Annotated in this window: 21 protein-coding genes; 13 read left to right on the top strand and 8 right to left on the bottom strand. The window is 63.8% G+C overall.

Features of this window, described 5'->3' with window-relative positions; all coding sequences use genetic code 11:
• Positions 1–2: 2 nt before the first annotated feature.
• Genes V8192_RS11675 through V8192_RS11640 form a run of 8 tightly spaced genes read left to right on the top strand, consistent with a single transcriptional unit; the run spans position 3 to position 6331 of the window.
• Positions 3–1943: a ribonucleoside-diphosphate reductase subunit alpha gene (locus V8192_RS11675; protein ID WP_373276344.1), complete on the top strand. Its 1941-nt coding sequence runs from the start codon at positions 3–5 to the stop codon at positions 1941–1943.
• A complete protein-coding gene (locus V8192_RS11670) occupies positions 1940–2068 on the top strand; it encodes a hypothetical protein (protein WP_341633240.1) in 129 nt (42 codons plus the stop codon). The genes V8192_RS11675 and V8192_RS11670 overlap by 4 nt, the downstream gene beginning before the upstream one ends.
• Positions 2065–4311, top strand: coding sequence for a transferrin receptor-like dimerization domain-containing protein (locus tag V8192_RS11665; RefSeq protein WP_341633239.1), 2247 nt, complete (start codon positions 2065–2067; stop codon positions 4309–4311). Before V8192_RS11670 ends, V8192_RS11665 begins: the two co-directional genes overlap by 4 nt.
• Entirely contained in the window at positions 4308–4538 is a 231-nt protein-coding gene (locus V8192_RS11660) for a hypothetical protein (RefSeq protein ID WP_341633238.1), read from the top strand. Before V8192_RS11665 ends, V8192_RS11660 begins: the two co-directional genes overlap by 4 nt.
• The gene (locus V8192_RS11655) at positions 4535–4753 is read left to right on the top strand and encodes a hypothetical protein (RefSeq protein WP_341633237.1); all 219 of its coding nucleotides are present in this window, start codon (positions 4535–4537) and stop codon (positions 4751–4753) included. The genes V8192_RS11660 and V8192_RS11655 overlap by 4 nt, the downstream gene beginning before the upstream one ends.
• Complete coding sequence (locus tag V8192_RS11650) at positions 4750–5031, top strand: hypothetical protein (protein WP_341633236.1); 282 nt, start codon at positions 4750–4752, stop codon at positions 5029–5031. Before V8192_RS11655 ends, V8192_RS11650 begins: the two co-directional genes overlap by 4 nt.
• A complete protein-coding gene (locus tag V8192_RS11645; protein WP_341633235.1) occupies positions 5031–5231 on the top strand; it encodes a hypothetical protein in 201 nt (66 codons plus the stop codon). The genes V8192_RS11650 and V8192_RS11645 overlap by 1 nt, the downstream gene beginning before the upstream one ends.
• A 14-nt stretch (positions 5232–5245) precedes the next feature.
• Positions 5246–6331: a ribonucleotide-diphosphate reductase subunit beta gene (locus V8192_RS11640; protein WP_341633234.1), complete on the top strand. Its 1086-nt coding sequence runs from the start codon at positions 5246–5248 to the stop codon at positions 6329–6331.
• A 41-nt stretch (positions 6332–6372) separates the two neighbouring features.
• On the opposite strand, the gene V8192_RS11635 is transcribed toward V8192_RS11640, so the two are convergent.
• Positions 6373–6942 (bottom strand): thermonuclease family protein, encoded by a 570-nt coding sequence (locus V8192_RS11635; protein ID WP_341633233.1) that lies wholly within the window; start codon positions 6940–6942, stop codon positions 6373–6375.
• A gap of 275 nt (positions 6943–7217) precedes the next feature.
• Between V8192_RS11635 and V8192_RS11630 the strand changes: the two genes are divergently transcribed.
• Complete coding sequence (locus V8192_RS11630; protein ID WP_341633232.1) at positions 7218–7613, top strand: DUF6632 domain-containing protein; 396 nt, start codon at positions 7218–7220, stop codon at positions 7611–7613.
• A 45-nt stretch (positions 7614–7658) separates the two neighbouring features.
• Here the strand turns inward: V8192_RS11630 and V8192_RS11625 are convergent, their stop codons facing one another.
• A complete protein-coding gene (locus tag V8192_RS11625; RefSeq protein ID WP_341633231.1) occupies positions 7659–7835 on the bottom strand; it encodes a hypothetical protein in 177 nt (58 codons plus the stop codon).
• Between the two features lie 173 nt (positions 7836–8008).
• Positions 8009–8347 (bottom strand): hypothetical protein, encoded by a 339-nt coding sequence (locus V8192_RS11620; RefSeq protein WP_341633230.1) that lies wholly within the window; start codon positions 8345–8347, stop codon positions 8009–8011.
• Between the two features lie 133 nt (positions 8348–8480).
• Here V8192_RS11620 and V8192_RS11615 point away from each other — a divergent pair, with 133 nt between their 5' ends.
• On the top strand, positions 8481–8972 hold the full coding sequence (locus tag V8192_RS11615) for a carboxymuconolactone decarboxylase family protein (protein ID WP_341633229.1): 492 nt from the start codon (positions 8481–8483) through the stop codon (positions 8970–8972).
• 6 nt (positions 8973–8978) lie between these two features.
• Here the strand turns inward: V8192_RS11615 and V8192_RS11610 are convergent, their stop codons facing one another.
• Positions 8979–9551, bottom strand: a complete 573-nt coding sequence (locus V8192_RS11610) for a hypothetical protein (RefSeq protein WP_341633228.1) — start codon at positions 9549–9551, stop codon at positions 8979–8981.
• Positions 9552–9679: 128 nt separating this feature from the next.
• Here V8192_RS11610 and V8192_RS11605 point away from each other — a divergent pair, with 128 nt between their 5' ends.
• Positions 9680–10096, top strand: coding sequence for a hypothetical protein (locus V8192_RS11605; protein WP_341633227.1), 417 nt, complete (start codon positions 9680–9682; stop codon positions 10094–10096).
• Here the strand turns inward: V8192_RS11605 and V8192_RS11600 are convergent, their stop codons facing one another.
• Positions 10097–11305, bottom strand: coding sequence for a serine hydrolase domain-containing protein (locus V8192_RS11600; RefSeq protein ID WP_341633226.1), 1209 nt, complete (start codon positions 11303–11305; stop codon positions 10097–10099).
• A gap of 58 nt (positions 11306–11363) precedes the next feature.
• On the opposite strand from V8192_RS11600, the gene V8192_RS11595 reads away from it, so the two are divergent.
• Positions 11364–13133 (top strand): PHA/PHB synthase family protein, encoded by a 1770-nt coding sequence (locus tag V8192_RS11595; RefSeq protein ID WP_341633225.1) that lies wholly within the window; start codon positions 11364–11366, stop codon positions 13131–13133.
• Positions 13117–13557 (top strand): GNAT family N-acetyltransferase, encoded by a 441-nt coding sequence (locus V8192_RS11590; RefSeq protein ID WP_341633224.1) that lies wholly within the window; start codon positions 13117–13119, stop codon positions 13555–13557. The genes V8192_RS11595 and V8192_RS11590 overlap by 17 nt, the downstream gene beginning before the upstream one ends.
• On the opposite strand, the gene V8192_RS11585 is transcribed toward V8192_RS11590, so the two are convergent.
• Genes V8192_RS11585 through rarD form a run of 3 tightly spaced genes read right to left on the bottom strand, consistent with a single transcriptional unit; the run spans position 13558 to position 15282 of the window.
• Positions 13558–14142, bottom strand: coding sequence for a YdeI/OmpD-associated family protein (locus tag V8192_RS11585; RefSeq protein WP_341633223.1), 585 nt, complete (start codon positions 14140–14142; stop codon positions 13558–13560).
• The gene (locus tag V8192_RS11580) at positions 14139–14360 is read right to left on the bottom strand and encodes a hypothetical protein (protein WP_341633222.1); all 222 of its coding nucleotides are present in this window, start codon (positions 14358–14360) and stop codon (positions 14139–14141) included. The genes V8192_RS11585 and V8192_RS11580 overlap by 4 nt, the downstream gene beginning before the upstream one ends.
• A gap of 16 nt (positions 14361–14376) precedes the next feature.
• On the bottom strand, positions 14377–15282 hold the full coding sequence (gene rarD / locus V8192_RS11575) for an EamA family transporter RarD (protein ID WP_341633221.1): 906 nt from the start codon (positions 15280–15282) through the stop codon (positions 14377–14379).
• Positions 15283–15303 lie beyond the last annotated feature (21 nt).

Here is a 15303-nt window from a genome sequence, read left to right as displayed (position 1 = left end):
CAATGGACCCGAGTCGAACAAGTCAGGAACAAACGGTCCTCGACAGGGCCGATGAAGGACAGGGTAGCGCGATGGATTTCTCCACTGGCTCAGAAGTACCGAGCGACGAGGTTTCGACGGTTGCAACCGGCTCGAAGGCAGTTCACGCGCCCAAGTTCGCGGTGAAGACCGATTCAAAGCGCGACGACCTCCTGACCGAGTTCGGCAAGGAGACGTTGAAGGACCGCTACCTGCTTCCGGGCGAGGGTTACCAGGACCTCTTCGCACGCGTCGCTGCGGCCTATTCGGACGATGCCGACCACGCGCAGCGCGTCTACGATTATATCTCCAGGCTGTGGTTCATGCCGGCAACGCCCGTGCTCTCGAACGGCGGCACGGGGCGCGGCCTTCCGATCAGCTGCTATCTCAACACCGTCGACGACAGCCTCGAAGGGATCGTCGGCACGTGGAACGAGAACGTGTGGCTGGCGAGCCGGGGCGGCGGCATCGGCACCTACTGGGGCCGGGTGCGCGGTATCGGCGAGCCCGTCGGTTTGAACGGCAAGACCAGCGGCATCATTCCGTTCGTCCGCGTGATGGACAGCCTGACGCTCGCGATCAGCCAGGGTTCGCTTCGCCGCGGTTCGGCTGCCTGCTACCTCGACGTCTCGCATCCCGAGATCGAGGAGTTCCTCGAGATCCGCAAGCCGTCGGGCGACTTCAACCGCAAGGCGCTGAACCTTCACCACGGCGTCCTCGTGACCAACGAATTCATGGAGGCGGTGCGGGACGGCTCAGAGTTCATGCTTCGCTCGCCGCGCGACGGCTCGGAGCGCGGCAAGGTCGATGCGCGCAGCCTGTTCCAGAAGCTGGTCGAAACCCGCCTTGCGACGGGCGAGCCCTACATCATCTTCATCGACGCCGTGAACAAGGCGATGCCCAAGCATCACCGCGACCTCGGCCTCAAGGTTTCGACCTCGAACCTCTGCTCGGAAATCACGCTGCCGACCGGCCGCGACCACCTCGGCGCGGACCGCACGGCCGTTTGCTGCCTCAGTTCCCTCAGCCTCGAGACCTGGGACGAGTGGAACAAGGACAAGCAGTTCATCGAGGACGTCATGCGCTTCCTCGACAACGTGCTCAGCGACTATATCGCCAGGGCCCCGGACGAGATGGCCCGCGCCAAGTACAGCGCCGAGCGCGAGCGCAGCGTCGGCCTCGGCGTCATGGGTTTCCACTCGTTCCTGCAGTCGCGCGGCCTGTCGTTCGAAGGCGCGATGGCAAAGAGCTGGAACCTCAAGATCTTCAAGCACATCCGTGCGCAGGTCGACCAGGCATCGATGATGCTCGCAAAAGAGCGCGGGCCGTGCCCCGATGCCGCCGACATGGGCGTGATGGAGCGCTTTTCCTGCAAGATGGCGATCGCGCCGACGGCGTCCATCTCGATCATCGCCGGCGGGACGTCGGCGTGCATCGAGCCGATCCCGGCCAACATCTACACCCACAAGACGTTGTCCGGCTCCTTCTCGATCAAGAACCCCTATCTTGAGAAGCTGCTCGCGACCAAGTCGAAGGACAGCGACAAGGTGTGGAACTCGATCCTCGAGCAGGGCGGCTCGGTCCAGCACCTCGACTTCCTGACGCAGGAAGAAAAGGACGTGTTCAAGACCAGCTTCGAGATCGATCAGCGCTGGCTGCTCGAGCTTGCAGCCGATCGCACGCCGTTCATCGACCAGGCCCAGTCATTGAATCTCTTCATCCCGGCCGACGTCGACAAGTGGGACCTCATGATGCTTCACTTCCGCGCCTGGGAGCTTGGCATCAAGTCGCTCTATTACCTGAGGTCCAAGTCCGTGCAGCGCGCGGGTTTCGCCGGCGGCGTCGAGGCGGACAACACGCCCGAGCTCAAGGAAATCCAGCTCGCTTCGACCACCGACTATGACGAATGCCTGGCGTGCCAGTGAAGCGCGCGTTCAGTCTCAGGAAATACGCGAAGCGCGCGGGGCTGATCGTCTTCGCGCTCGTGGCGCTGGACCTCGTTGCGGGCGTCGCGACCGTTGCCCTTGGATCGGAGTTCCTGAAACGATGAAGTTGCGTGCTGCATCCAGTATTGCCGTCCTGGCGTTCGCTCTTGTTGCATCGGGGGCAGCTGCGCAGCCTGGAGACACGCCGCAGGCACTGGAGAAGAATTTCGACGCGCTCATCAGCGCCGCCGACCAGCAGGCATGGCTCGGTGAGATGGCGTCGGCGCCGAACCACGTCGGTTCGCCCCACGACAAGGCCAATGCCGAGATGCAGCTGGCACTGTTCAAGCAATGGGGCTGGGACGCGCACATCGAGCGCTTCGACGTCCTCTATCCGACGCCCATCTCGACTACGGTCGAGCTCGTGGCGCCCCAGCACGTGCAGCTCGGGGGCCAGGAGCCGGCGATCGCCCAGGACCCGTCCACTGCAAACCTCGCAGCGGCGCTTCCGCCCTACGTCGCCTATCAGGGCGATGGCGACGTCACCGCGCCCGTCGTCTACCTCAACTACGGCATGCCCGACGATTATGACGCGCTTGCGCAGCGCGGTATCGACGTTCGCGGCAAGATCGTTCTGGCCCGCTACGGCGGCGGATGGCGCGGCCTCAAGCCCAAGCTCGCCCAGGAGCATGGCGCAATCGGCTGCCTCATCTATTCTGATCCTGCCGACGACAGCTATGCCGAGGCCGACGTCTATCCGCGTGGCGGCGGGCGTCCCGAAGGCGGCATCCAGCGTGGCTCGGTCGCCGACATGCCGACCTACCCCGGTGATCCGCTGACGCCAGGGATCGGCGCGACGCCCGCGGCCAAGCGGCTGACCCGCGAGCAGGCGGTGACGATCCTTAAGATCCCGACGCTCCCGATCTCGTACGGCGACGCGACCAAGATCATTTCAGCGCTTCAGGGTCCGCTCGTCACCGGAAATGAGCGGGGCGCGCTCGCGCTCGCCTATCACTGGGGCGGCACCGATGCCGTAAAGGTCCATCTCGCAGTCAAGTCCGACTGGTCACTCAAGCCCGTCTACGACGTCATCGCGATGCTGCCGGGAAACATGTATCCCGACCAATGGATCGTGCGCGGCAATCACCACGACGGCTGGGTCTTCGGCGCTTCCGATCCGCTGACCGGTCAGGTCGCTCTGATGAGCGAAGCCAAGGCGATGGGCCAGCTCTATCGCCAGGGCTGGCGGCCGGCCCGCACCATCGTCTACGCGAGCTGGGACGGCGAGGAGCCGGGGTTGCTAGGCTCGACCGAATGGGCCGAGGCCCATGCCGCCGACCTCAAGCGCAAGGCGCTCATCTACATCAACAGCGACGTCAACGGCCGCGGCTTCCTCGAGGCCGAGGGCAGCCACGAGCTCCAGCATTATTTCAACCAGGCCGCGAACGATGTTCCGGATCCCAAGACCGGCGCCTCCTCGGCGCGGCGCGGCCGCGCCGGTGTTCTTGCCAGTGCGTACATGGACAAGGATTCGGAGAAAGCGGACGTCGTCGAAGCAGCCAAGAGCGGAGGCGACCTTCCGCTGGGTGCGCTCGGCTCCGGCTCCGACTACACCGCTTTCCTGCAGCACCTCGGGATCGCCTCTCTGAACGTCGGTTACGGCGGCGAGGACGAGAATGCCGGTAGCTATCACTCGGTCTACGACACCTCCTATCACGTCCTTCATTTCGACGATCCTGGCCTCCAGTACGGCGCTGCACTGTCGAAGGTCGTGGGTCGTCTCGTCATGCGCGCGGCCGATGCGCCGCGGGTTCCGGCGCGCTATTCCGACTTCGCCTCGACGGTCTCTCGCTATCTCACCGACATCAAGAAGCTAGAGGCCGACCAGCGCGACAAGGACCGGACGCTTGCCGATCTCAGGCGCGAAGGGGACTTCACGCTCGCGTCCTCCCCGCAGGACCCGATCATTGCGCCCGCCGACCGCGGGATCACGCCCGTGTTCGACATGCTCCCGCTCGAAAATGCCGTCGACCACCTGAAGCGCGCAGCTTCGGCCGCCGATGGAATGCTCGACCGCGAGGAGAACCTGCCCCCCGCTACGCAGGCGCGGATCAACGCCGGCCTCGCGCAGATCGACCAGCTGCTGCTCGATCCTCGGGGCCTTCCGGGGCGTCCGTGGTTCCAGAACCTTGTTTACGCGCCTGGTACGCTGACCGGCTACGGCGCCAAGACCTTGCCAGGCGTTCGCGAGGCGATCGAGCAGCGCCGCTGGGACGATGCGCGCACCTATGTCGTGCGCACCGCCAGGGTCCTCGAGGATTATGCCAACCGCCTCGATGAGGTGACTGCCATGGCGAAAACGTCATGACCGCGGCCCTCACTCCTGGCCGGATCGCCGAACTGGCGGTCGCAGTGCTGCTGCTGGGTGGAGGCATCTGGTTCTACCGCCGCCGCGACAAGTCGGACAATTACGGCGGGCAGGGCGCAGTCATCCTGCTCGTTGTGGGCGTGATCATCGCAATCCACGGCCTTGGCCTCCTGCGTTACCATCCGAGCAAGGCCGAGGCCGAACTGATGAAGGAGCGGTCGCAATGATGACTGCCTTCGTCCTCATCGGCGCAGTCGCGTTCGTCGTCGGGCTGGTGCTGGTCGTCACTGCGATCCGTCACCAGAGCGAGCAGCAGCCGCGCTACGCCGCGATGCTGATCGGCGGTATGATGGTGACGGCATTCGGTCTCGTCATCGGCGGCTTTGCAATCGCCTATCAGCGGGCCGCGCCGCTCGACCTCAATGCAGGAGCTGCCCAATGAGCATTGCCAGCTGCATTCATAATGCATGCGTCGCGACGCAGGACGCGCACGCCGTCGTTGCGGGCGCTCCGGGCTTCTGGGCGGGCCTCTGGCACGGCCTCATCTTCCCGCTCGCCTGGATCGTCTCTCTCTTTGTGCAGCAGGTCGCCGTCTATGCCGTTCCCAACAACGGTGGCTGGTACGACTTCGGCTACTTCCTCGGCATCGTCGTGTTCGGCGTCGGTGCGAGGCGCGGCCACACCGTCTACCGCGACCGCGTCGTCAAGGTGAGGGGCTGATGACCGGAGCCGTTCTTCTTGGCGTGATTTTTGTTGTCGCGGTCAGCGACATGCTGCTTGCGCTTTATTTTCGTAGCCTCGCGAAGGGCGCGCGTTGGACAGCTCCCGCCATGTTCGTGGCTGCGCCCGTCATGTCGCTCGCCATCGTCCTCATTTTCTCTGGTGTGATCCCGTCGGGGATCGAGCCCGTCAGATTTTAAGCGGAGTAACGCTGATGCCCTTGTTGCAAGCCTCCAAGACCTACAAGCCCTTCGAATACCCCTGGGCATTCGAATATTGGAAACGCCAGCAACAGATCCACTGGATGCCGGAGGAAGTGCCGCTCGGCGAGGACTGCCGCGACTGGGCGCAGAAGCTCTCCGACCACGAGCGTAACCTGCTGACGCAGATCTTCCGCTTCTTCACGCAGGCCGACGTCGAGGTGCAGGATTGCTACCACGACAAATATGGCCGCGTGTTCAAGCCGACCGAAATCAAGATGATGCTGACCGCCTTCTCCAACATGGAGACGGTCCACATCGCTGCCTACTCGCACCTTCTTGATACGATCGGCATGCCCGAGAGCGAGTATTCGGCCTTCCTCCAGTACAAGGAGATGAAGGACAAGCACGACTACCTTCAGCAGTTCGGCGTCGACACGGACGAGGACATTGCAAAGACGCTCGCGATGTTCGGCGGCTTCACGGAAGGGCTCCAGCTGTTCGCGAGCTTCGCGATGCTGATGAACTTCCCGCGCTTCAACAAGATGAAGGGGATGGGCCAGATCATCAGCTGGTCCGTGCGGGATGAGAGTCTCCACTGCGAGGGTATCATCAAGCTCTTCCACACCTTCGTGAAGGAGCGGGACTGCCTGACGCCCGCCGTTCGCGAGGCGATCATCGATGCGTGCCAGAAGACGGTCCGGCTCGAGGACGCGTTCATCGACCTCGCGTTCGAGATGGGACCGGTCAACGGGATGAGCCCCAAGGAGATCAAGAAGTACATCCGCTACATCGCGGACTGGCGCCTCGGGCAGCTGGGCTTTGCGCCCATCTACATGGTCGACGAGCACCCGCTTCCCTGGCTCGCGCCGCTTCTCAACGGCGTCGAGCACGCCAACTTCTTCGAGACGCGCGCGACCGAATATTCAAAGGCCGCGACCCGCGGAAACTGGAATGAGGTCTGGGACAACTTCGACCGCCGGCAGAAGGCCAAGGCCACGGCCGCCGCGGCGAACGATGGAACGCAGGGCTCGGAAGGCTCAGCCGAAGGCGAGGGCGGGCCGGACATGTTCTCCGCCGCGGGGGTTGCTGCGGAATAGATGCCTCAAGGGGCAGTCGGCCCGACTGTCCCCACCCATGGCTAGCACCAGGGCCGGCGACCGCTCCCATATTCGCGCGCGAGGCCGGCGCTGATCATTGCCTCGCCGACATCGTCGCCGTCGACCGCGACGTTCCTCAACAGGCGCCCGTAGATATCGCGGTCACGCTCGATGCTGCTCATGGTTACCGCCCCGCTGTTGAGCAGCTCGTGCAGCTTCCGGGTCGCCTCACCCCCCAGCCGCGCTTCGGAATCGCAGCGTGGCGGATGCGTTTCCGGCGCGTCGATCCCGGCGATGCGAACCTTCTCGCCATTCACGTAGAAAGTGTCGCCGTCGACCACGCAGTTCGTCCCGCCGCCCGCAGGACAATAGCCGAACGAAGCGCTCGTCGCGGACGCCTTCCCGGGGGAACCATCGTCCCGCTGCTCCGACCTTTCTTGCCAGGCAATATCCTGCGCATCGGGGGTTCGCGTCGGTACCGCCTGCACCGCGTTCCACTCGATTGGCGCGTCGGGCCCCGTTGCTGCGCTCCGGCCGTTCCGGTCGAGGAGATATCCCCCCGCTACCCCGAAGGCGAGCGCGCCCGCGATTAGTGCAACCGGCATTTTCATGGGACCGGATGCTAGCCCCTTCAGCTTACTTCGAAGTTAGCGGATCTTCTGCGCTTCGATGCGATAAGCCAACTTTATCGATCCGGGCCCGCCATTGATTGGCATAAGACGCCCAATCCTTTAGCCTGCGTAACGAAGCTGCCCGCTGGGGAGTGGCTGCGCGGGGTGCGCAGCCGCGGCTGTGGCTCCTTCCTGTTCAGCGCACGCGCACTGAGGCGGCAATCGTATCTCCTGCCCCGCGGATGTGCGGCCATCTGCAAAGAGGAAGACATTTCATGCCAAACAAGAATCCGCTTCTGTCGGCAGCGCTCGTCGTTTTCGGCGCCGCCTTTCTGCTCATCTTTCCGCTGTCGATCTTCTGGTCGTCGGGCTGGGCCTGGAACTCGGGCGGACCGATGGCGAGCGACTATTTCCTGATGATCGTTGCTGTCTATTTCACGCTCGGCGTGTTCATGATCCGTTCGGCGAGGGACCCCGCGGCCAATGCCTCGCTCATCTGGTTCGTTGTGTGGTCCAGCCTCGCCCACGGCCTCGTGATGGCGTGGGAATCGTTCCGAACGCCAAACATGACCGGCCATCTCGTCGGTGACGTTCCTGCACTGCTGCTGGTTGCCGCGGTGCTCGGCGGCCTCATGACGCGGGTGAAGACTAGCCGGACCCTAGCCGTCTGACTGGAAGGGCCGGGGCGGAGAGACGACCGCTCCGGCCCTCACAAATCATCCCGTAATCGCGCTGAGGCCGATCGAGATCGCGTTGATCGCCAGCGCGAACAGGATGATGCCGACCACGGCCAGGCCGATTTCCCACTCGCGCGATTGCCACATCGCCTTGTCGAGGCTCGCCGGCTTTTGCGGCGGCACGGGATCGCGGCGGATGCGAGAGGGGCGCACCATGACGCCCTTTTTCCCTGGGTTACGACTCTTGATCACGAGCCAAGCTTACGCGCCTGAGCTTACCACAGCGTTAGCGCCGCCTCGGGAATCGATTGAATGGACGGCCACTGATCGGGCATCGTCTGGACCGCCGACATGGCGAACTGGCCGCTGCAGCAATAGGAAAAATGGGCCTAAGCCCGCCTCTTCACCCGCGAGTTGGCGAAGAGCTCGGCTTCGTTCTTGCGCCGGATCCGCTCCTTCACTTCGGACGTGAAGTCCGCGGGCTCCGTATTGCAGCGGCGGTGCGTGAGGCAGAGATTTTCGAGTGCAGGCGCCTCGTTTTCTAGCGCAGGCGAAAACTGCTCGACTTTGGGGCCAAGGTCATGGCCGTCGGGCAGATCGAACCGCATCGGGCGCCGGCAACGGCGGCAGTCATCGCCGTCACGCCCGCGAAGTGCCGCGAGGCGCTGCTGCTGGAGCTGCCGCTTGTGCTTCCAGGGCGTCAAATACTTGGCGACGATCGAGCTCATGGCGCCACCCTCTAGCAGAGCCCGGTCACCAAAAGCTTAGCGGCATCCAAACTCACGCTATTCGAAGCGGCCGTGCCTTGATCGGCAGCCTCTCCTTCTTAACTCGGTCGCCTGGCCGACAGAGGAGGAAAGAATGCCTGCCGAACCATTACGCATGGACCTCTCCAAGCTTGCTCCGGATGCCTATCGCCACTTCCTCCAGCTCGAGGGCCTCATCGGTGGGCACGTCGAACGCAAGCTCCTTCATCTCCTGAAGCTGCGCGCTTCGCAGATCAACGGGTGCGCATTCTGCATCGCAATGCATACCGACGAGGCGCTTCGCGACGGCGAACCCGTCGAGCGCCTGACCCTTCTTGATGCGTGGGAGGAAAGCTCGCTCTTTTCGGAAAAGGAGCGGGCAGCGCTCGCCTGGATCGAGGAGGTGACGCTGATTGCCGACAGCGGCGCAAGCAAGTCTGCCTTCGAGGCTCTGAAACCCCATTTCAGCGAGGCGGAAATAGCGTGGCTGACCCTTGCGGCCGTCCAGATCAATGCGTGGAACCGCATGGCGATCAGCAGCCGTGCCCAATATGACGCCAAGATGTTCGCCCATCGGGCGCCGGAGAAGGCGCCCGAGCCGGCATAACGGCGCCTACTGCTGGGCAGAAACGGGCGGAGGGGCAGGAGCAGGAGCCGGGAGCGCCGCGGACGCTGCTTCCTTCGCCTTTTTCGCCGCGGCCTCGGCTTCCTTGGCCTCGCGCTCGGCCCTGGCCGCAAGGTAGAGCTGATATTCGTTCTGCTGGGGGTCGGTGACGAAGGTCTTGCCGACATTTTCGCCCTTGATCGCTTTCTGGACCATGGTTGCTGCTGTCGCGGCAGCCGTTACGACGTCGATTACCGGCCCACCGCGGCAACCCATCGGGCCGACGGTTGCGCAGCTATGGTCGGCAAACGTCTCTCGGGGATTGCGGGGCGCTCCGGGATCGCCCTTCTTCTTCATGCGCCGCGCCGCGAGAACATCGGGATCGATGCGGTAACCCTGCGGCTTTGGAGCACAGACCACGATCTGGTGCGTGCTGGGATCACTGTTCGCCTCCATGCACTTGCGCAGGTCGGCTGCCGCGGCAGTCTCTGCAGGAGGAGTTGCCTGGACCGGCGGTGAGGCGGGCCCCGCGCTTGCCGCCTGGGCGAAGAGCATGAACGCGAGGGGCAGGCCAGCGGGCATCAGCACCGCCTTGTACCCCGCAAGGTTGCCGGTGCGTGAACCATCAATGGGTACTCTTACGGATTGCAACGTCATCCGAATGAGCGCGTTTGTGCCGTGTCCGAAACGGACTCGAAAGGAGCAGCCACATGCACCGTGTGTTGCTTGGCGCTGCCGCGACATTGGCGGCCCTTACCGCATCATCCTCGGCCTCCGCGCTGGACGCCGCGGCGACGACCAGTTTCAGCTCAGTCTCGGGTTCCCACGCCTCCCGCGGCACGCTTCGCGCCGTGCCGGCCAACAGTGGAGGGATGGATTTCCGCCGCGGCGGCCGCCACTTCCGGCATATCCGCGTCGGCGACGATGTCGCCGGCGGGGGCTTCGGGTACAGCGGCTACAACGATTACGGCGACTATGACGCCAATCGCAGCTTCGATCCCGACAAGTGGAACGACTGGTGGCACGAACGTCCTGACCGCGCCTTCCCGCGCTGGGTATGGAACAATCAGAACTGCACGCCGGATCGCATGTGGTACTCGGGCAGCGGCTGGCGCTGCACGCCCTAGTTACCGACCAAGAAGGGAATAAGTGCGCCTGAAGGCACGCACCTCGGGCGCGGTGTAGGCGCTGTCCGGCGCTTTGGCTGCAGGGTCGGCGACGCCCGTTACGAAATAAGCGACGCCGCGGCCACGCGTGCGATCGATCCAAAGTCCGCTCTTCATGCCGTAGGCGTCACCGGCGTGGCCGGTAAGGATGGCCCCCTTGGTGCCAATGTCATCGGCACAGCCGGGGACCCTGGTTGGAAGCTGGTGCGTACCGTTTCCGGCGCTGCAGTAGAAACCGCCGTCGGTCTTTCCATTGCGGCCATCGAAGCGCCAGACCTGGGTCAGAAGCGTGTCGAGCGACCGAGGCGAAAGGATCCGGATTCCCTCGAGCGTGCCTCCGTTCAGCATCATTCGGCCGATCCGCGCCAGTCCGCGGGCCGAAATGCGAAGTCCTCCCTGCGGCGCGAACAGCGATCCGTTGTCGCCGAGCTTCCAGCGGGCAAGGTCGCACGCCTCGCCGTCCTTGACGAAGACCGGGCAGGCGGGACGCCTGCCGTGCAAATCGTCCTTGACCGCTTTTCCCTCTGGCGTGTCGAGTTCGACGGCATGTGCGACAGCGGCATCGCTGCAGGTGGGCCAGTTGAAGCAGGCGTCGAGCTTCATGGGCTCAAGGACGTTGCGGCGCATCCATATGTCGAAGCGCTCGCCCGTCGCCTTCTCGATGATCGAGCCGATGATCGGATAGTTGAGATTGACGTAGGCGAAATATCCCTCGCCCGGGCCATGCTGGGCATCCCAGTTGCCGCGATCGGCCATGACCTGCCGAAGCGAGCCCCCGAGCGGGATCACATAGTCATCGTCATGCTCGCGCACCGAAGCCGTGTGTGAAAGCAGCATCGAGAGCGTGATGGGCCGGTCGGGAAAGTTCGGGTTGCGAAGCGGCCAGCCGAGCCAGCGGGAGACATCGCTGCTGAGATCAAGCTTGCCCTCATCGACCAGCTTCATGACGCCGATCGCAGTGATCATCTTGCTTACCGAGGCGACACGAACCGGGTCGTCGATGGTGACCCCCCGGCCGCTCTGGGGATCGGCGATTCCGTCGGCAAAGGTCCCCAGTTCGCCGTTACGGTCGAATGCGACGCCCACTTGCGCATGGACTGGCGGAACCTGGGCCGGGACGCTCGCGCAGCCGGCGAGCGCAAGGCTTGTGAGAAGAGCAAAGCGGCGCATGATTGCAGCACTATCGTCCGAGCTTCGTTTGATTGGCAACTGAGCGTAAGAGCAGGGCATGGTCGAGCAGACAAACAGCAGCGCGATCCCGACGCTGGAGGACTGGCAGCATTGGACTCTGGTGATGGGCCGCGCCCAGCAGATGCTGATGGAATTCTGGTCCGAGAGCCTCAAGAAGGACCAGCCCTTTCCGGCCTGGTCAGCGCCGGCTTTCGGATTTGGAGAGGCGCAGGCCCCAAGCGATCCGGTCGCCCTCATGACCGCGGGCGCACAGGCCTGGGCGAAGGGTCTTGAAGCCTGGGGCAAGATGCTCGGCGGCGTGATGCCTGCTCCGGCCGGCGACGCGCAGCAGCGCAAGGATCGCCGGTTCGCTGCTCCCGAATGGAGCGAGAACCCGATCTTCGACACCATTCGCCAGACCTATTTGCGGGTATCGGACCAGCTCCTTGGGACGGTCGACGAAATCGAGGGGATCGACGCCGAGACGCGCGAGAAGATGCGCTTTGCGACGAAGAGCTTTGTCGACGCGATGAGCCCGTCCAACTTTGCGGTGACGAACCCGCAGGTGCTGAAACGGACGCTGGAGACGAGGGGCGAGAACCTGCTGAAGGGTCTTGCCAACATGCTCAGGGACATTGCGGCCGGGCAGCTGACCCAGACGAAGCCGGGTGTGTTCGAGGTCGGCCGAAATCTCGCAACCACCCCGGGCAAGGTTATCAAGCAGACACCGCTCTACCAGCTGATCCAGTACACGCCGGCTACCGATGAGGTCTTGCGAACGCCGGTCGTGATCTTTCCGCCGTGGATCAACCGTTTCTATATCCTCGACCTGACGCCCGAGAAGAGCTTCGTCCGCTGGTGCGTCGAAAACGGCATCAGTCTCTTCATGGTGAGCTGGAAGTCGGCCGACGAGACCATCGCCGATGCACGGCTCGACGATTATGTCCTTCAAGGCCAGATCGACGCGATCGATTCGATCCGCGAGCTCCTCGGTGTGCCGAGCGTCCACGCGATCGGTTATTGCGTCGCCGGAACGACGCTTGCCGCAACGCTTGGCTATCTCGAGGCGAAGGGTGAGGCGGACAAGGTCAGGTCAGCGACCTTCTTCACCGCGCAGGTCGACTTCTCGAAGGCCGGCGACCTCAAGCTCTTTACTGGCGAGGAGACCATGGCGCTCCTCGACCAGCTGACCAAGGAGAAGGGTTTTCTCGACGGCCGTTACATGGCCGCGACGTTCAACCTGCTGCGCGGCCGCGACCTCATCTGGAACTACGTCGTCAACAACTACCTGCTTGGCGAGGAACCCCCGCCCTTCGACCTGCTGCACTGGAACAGCGACACGACCAACCTGCCAGCGGGCTGGCATCGCGACTATCTTGAAACCCTCTACAAGGGAAACAAGCTGGTCGTGGCGGGCGGGATCAAGGTTGCCGGGACGCCCATCGACATCGACCGGGTGAAGACGCCGACCTACATCCAGGCGGGCCGGGAAGACCACATCGCGCCGCCAGAGAGTGTGTGGAAGATCATGGACCATTTTTCCGGGCCCAAGCGGTTCGTCCTTGCAGGCTCCGGCCACATCGCGGGCGTGGTCAATCCGCCCGCTGCCAAGAAATACCAATATTGGGTCACTGCCGCACAGGCCGGGAACCTCGAGGAGTTCATCGCTTCGGCCAAGGAGCAACAGGGCAGCTGGTGGCCCGACTGGCTCGAATGGCTGAAGAGCCAGGACCCGGCGAGCGTCAAAGCCGCGGGAGCGCGAATTCCGGGAAAGGGCAAGCTCAAAGCCATCGAGGACGCGCCCGGGAGTTATGTCAAAGCGCACTGACACGCTGATCCTGAGGCTCGCGCGGCCGGAGGAACATGCCGAGCTCGAGCAGCTCCAGGCGCATGCCGCGCTCGAACTACCAGATTACCGCAGGCAACTCCTGGCCCATCCCGAAGCAATCCACCTCCCGCCCGCCCAGATCGCCAACGGCCAGGTCATCGTTGCCGAATATAACGGCCAGGTCGCCGGCTTCGCCGCGGTCGTAGGCGGCGAGCTCGACGGCCTTTTCGTCGAACCCGACCTCTGGGGGCGCGGGATTGGCCGGGCACTGCTCGACGCCGCCACGCAGGAAGCGCGCAAGCGCGGCCTCGCGCTCACCGTCATCGCCAATCCGAGCGCGAGGCGCTTCTATGAAAGCTGCGGCTTTTCTCTGGAGGGTGACGCGCAGACGCGTTTTGGACCCGCCCTCAAGATGTCGCGCTGATCAGCAGTTCTCGTATGTCCAGTTGCGGCGCTTGCCGTCGGCAAGCCATTCGAGCGCGCTCGCGATGCGCTTCTGGCGCGTCGTGTCCTGCTTGGCCTCCGCGATCCACTCGAGATATTCGCGGCGGTGCCCGGGCGCGAAGGTGTCGAACGCCTGCCGGGCCTGCGGTGAGTTTTCGAGCGCTGCGGCGAAGTCCGGATGCATGTCAGGAAGTGCCTTTGGCTCAGCCTTGGGTTTGCGCGGTGCCGGAGCGTTACTCAGCGCTGCGGCGCGGGCGATGATCACGTCCAGATCGGCGGGCAGGTCCTCAAGACTGGTCAACCTCCCCAGCTGGCCCATGGCGCCGGCCCTGGTCTCGAGCCCCAGCTCCTGGCCCCGCCAGAAATTTACTGCTGCGTGACCTTTGAAAGCCGCGGTCCCAAGGACGATCTTGCCGTTCCGGCAGAATGCCGGATGGCTCCACTTCATTGTTTCCTCGATATCGGGGACGAGCGAGTGCACGCGCTCGCGAACCTTGGCTAGAATCGGCTGCGCGAACGGCTGCGCTCTTGCGATATAGGCATCGATGCGCGGCTCCCGTTTCACAGGATGCCGCCTCCCAGCACCAGCCGAACTATGCCGATCACGATCACGAGCAGGTTGAGGTTCCGGCCTGCAGTGCCGCGTGAAATGACGCCGATCGCGGCGCCCACCACGGCAAGCGGAATGATGAGCCAGTTGAGCCAGCCAAGCAGCGGCAGGAAAGCGACCAGCGCGCAGATGAGCGCAACTAAGCCGACGATCAGCGAGACGAGGTTGAACATCCGTCGGTTCCTATCATCATTCGGGTGGCTGCGGCAGGCGGGGCGCGCGAACGAGCGCACTGACATAAAGGGCAAGGGCGAGCCAGATCGCCGGGAAGGCGATCGCGTGCGCGAGGCCGACATGCTCTCCATAGATGACGGCGATCATGAACTGCAGCGTCGGCGCAATGAACTGGAGCATTCCAAGGGTCGAATATTGCAGCCGCTTTGCAGCTGCCGTGAAGAGAAGGAGGGGCGTCGTCGAGACGATGCCTGCAAGGAGCAGAAGGGCCGTCAGCATTTCGCTTCCGCCGAACACGGCGATCCCTTGTGAACTTCGCCATGCGAGCCAGAAAAGGGCCAGTGGAAAGAGGATCGCAGTCTCGATCGCGAGGCCAGTGACGGCGTCGGCCGCGACGATCTTCCTGAGCAAACCATAGAGCGCGAACGTCGCGCACAAGCCGAGGCTGATCCAGAGCTGGCTGAGAGCCCCTGCGGCAAGCACCGAGATCCCGACTGCAGCAATCGCGACAGCCGTCCACTGCAGCCTCGTCAGTCGCTCGTGAAGGACGAAGCGGCCGAGCAGCACGTTCACGAGCGGATTGAGATAATAACCGAAGCTCGCCGCGAGAATCCGGTCGCTCGTCACCGCATAGACATAGAGAAGCCAGTTCGCGCCGATGAGAAGCGCTGTCGCAAACAGGATCGCGACGGTCTCCCTGCGCGCCAGCGCCGCGCGCACTTTGGGCCAGCCCCGTGACAATAGGACGAGTAGTGCAAGAAAGGGCAGGGACCAGACTATGCGGTGGGCAACGATGATCGCCGCCGGAAGAACTTCGATCACCTTGAAATATAGGGGAAGCACGCCCCACAGGGCGTAGGCGAGCAGTCCCAGGACCAGTCCGCCCCGATGCGCCTCTGACGATCGTTCGTTCGCGTTCATCGGCGATGCGCCTAGCGGCGG

Source organism: Sphingomonas agri (genome assembly GCF_038148795.1).
Lineage (GTDB): Bacteria > Pseudomonadota > Alphaproteobacteria > Sphingomonadales > Sphingomonadaceae > Sphingomicrobium > Sphingomicrobium agri.
This window is presented reverse-complemented; position numbering and strand designations above follow the sequence as displayed.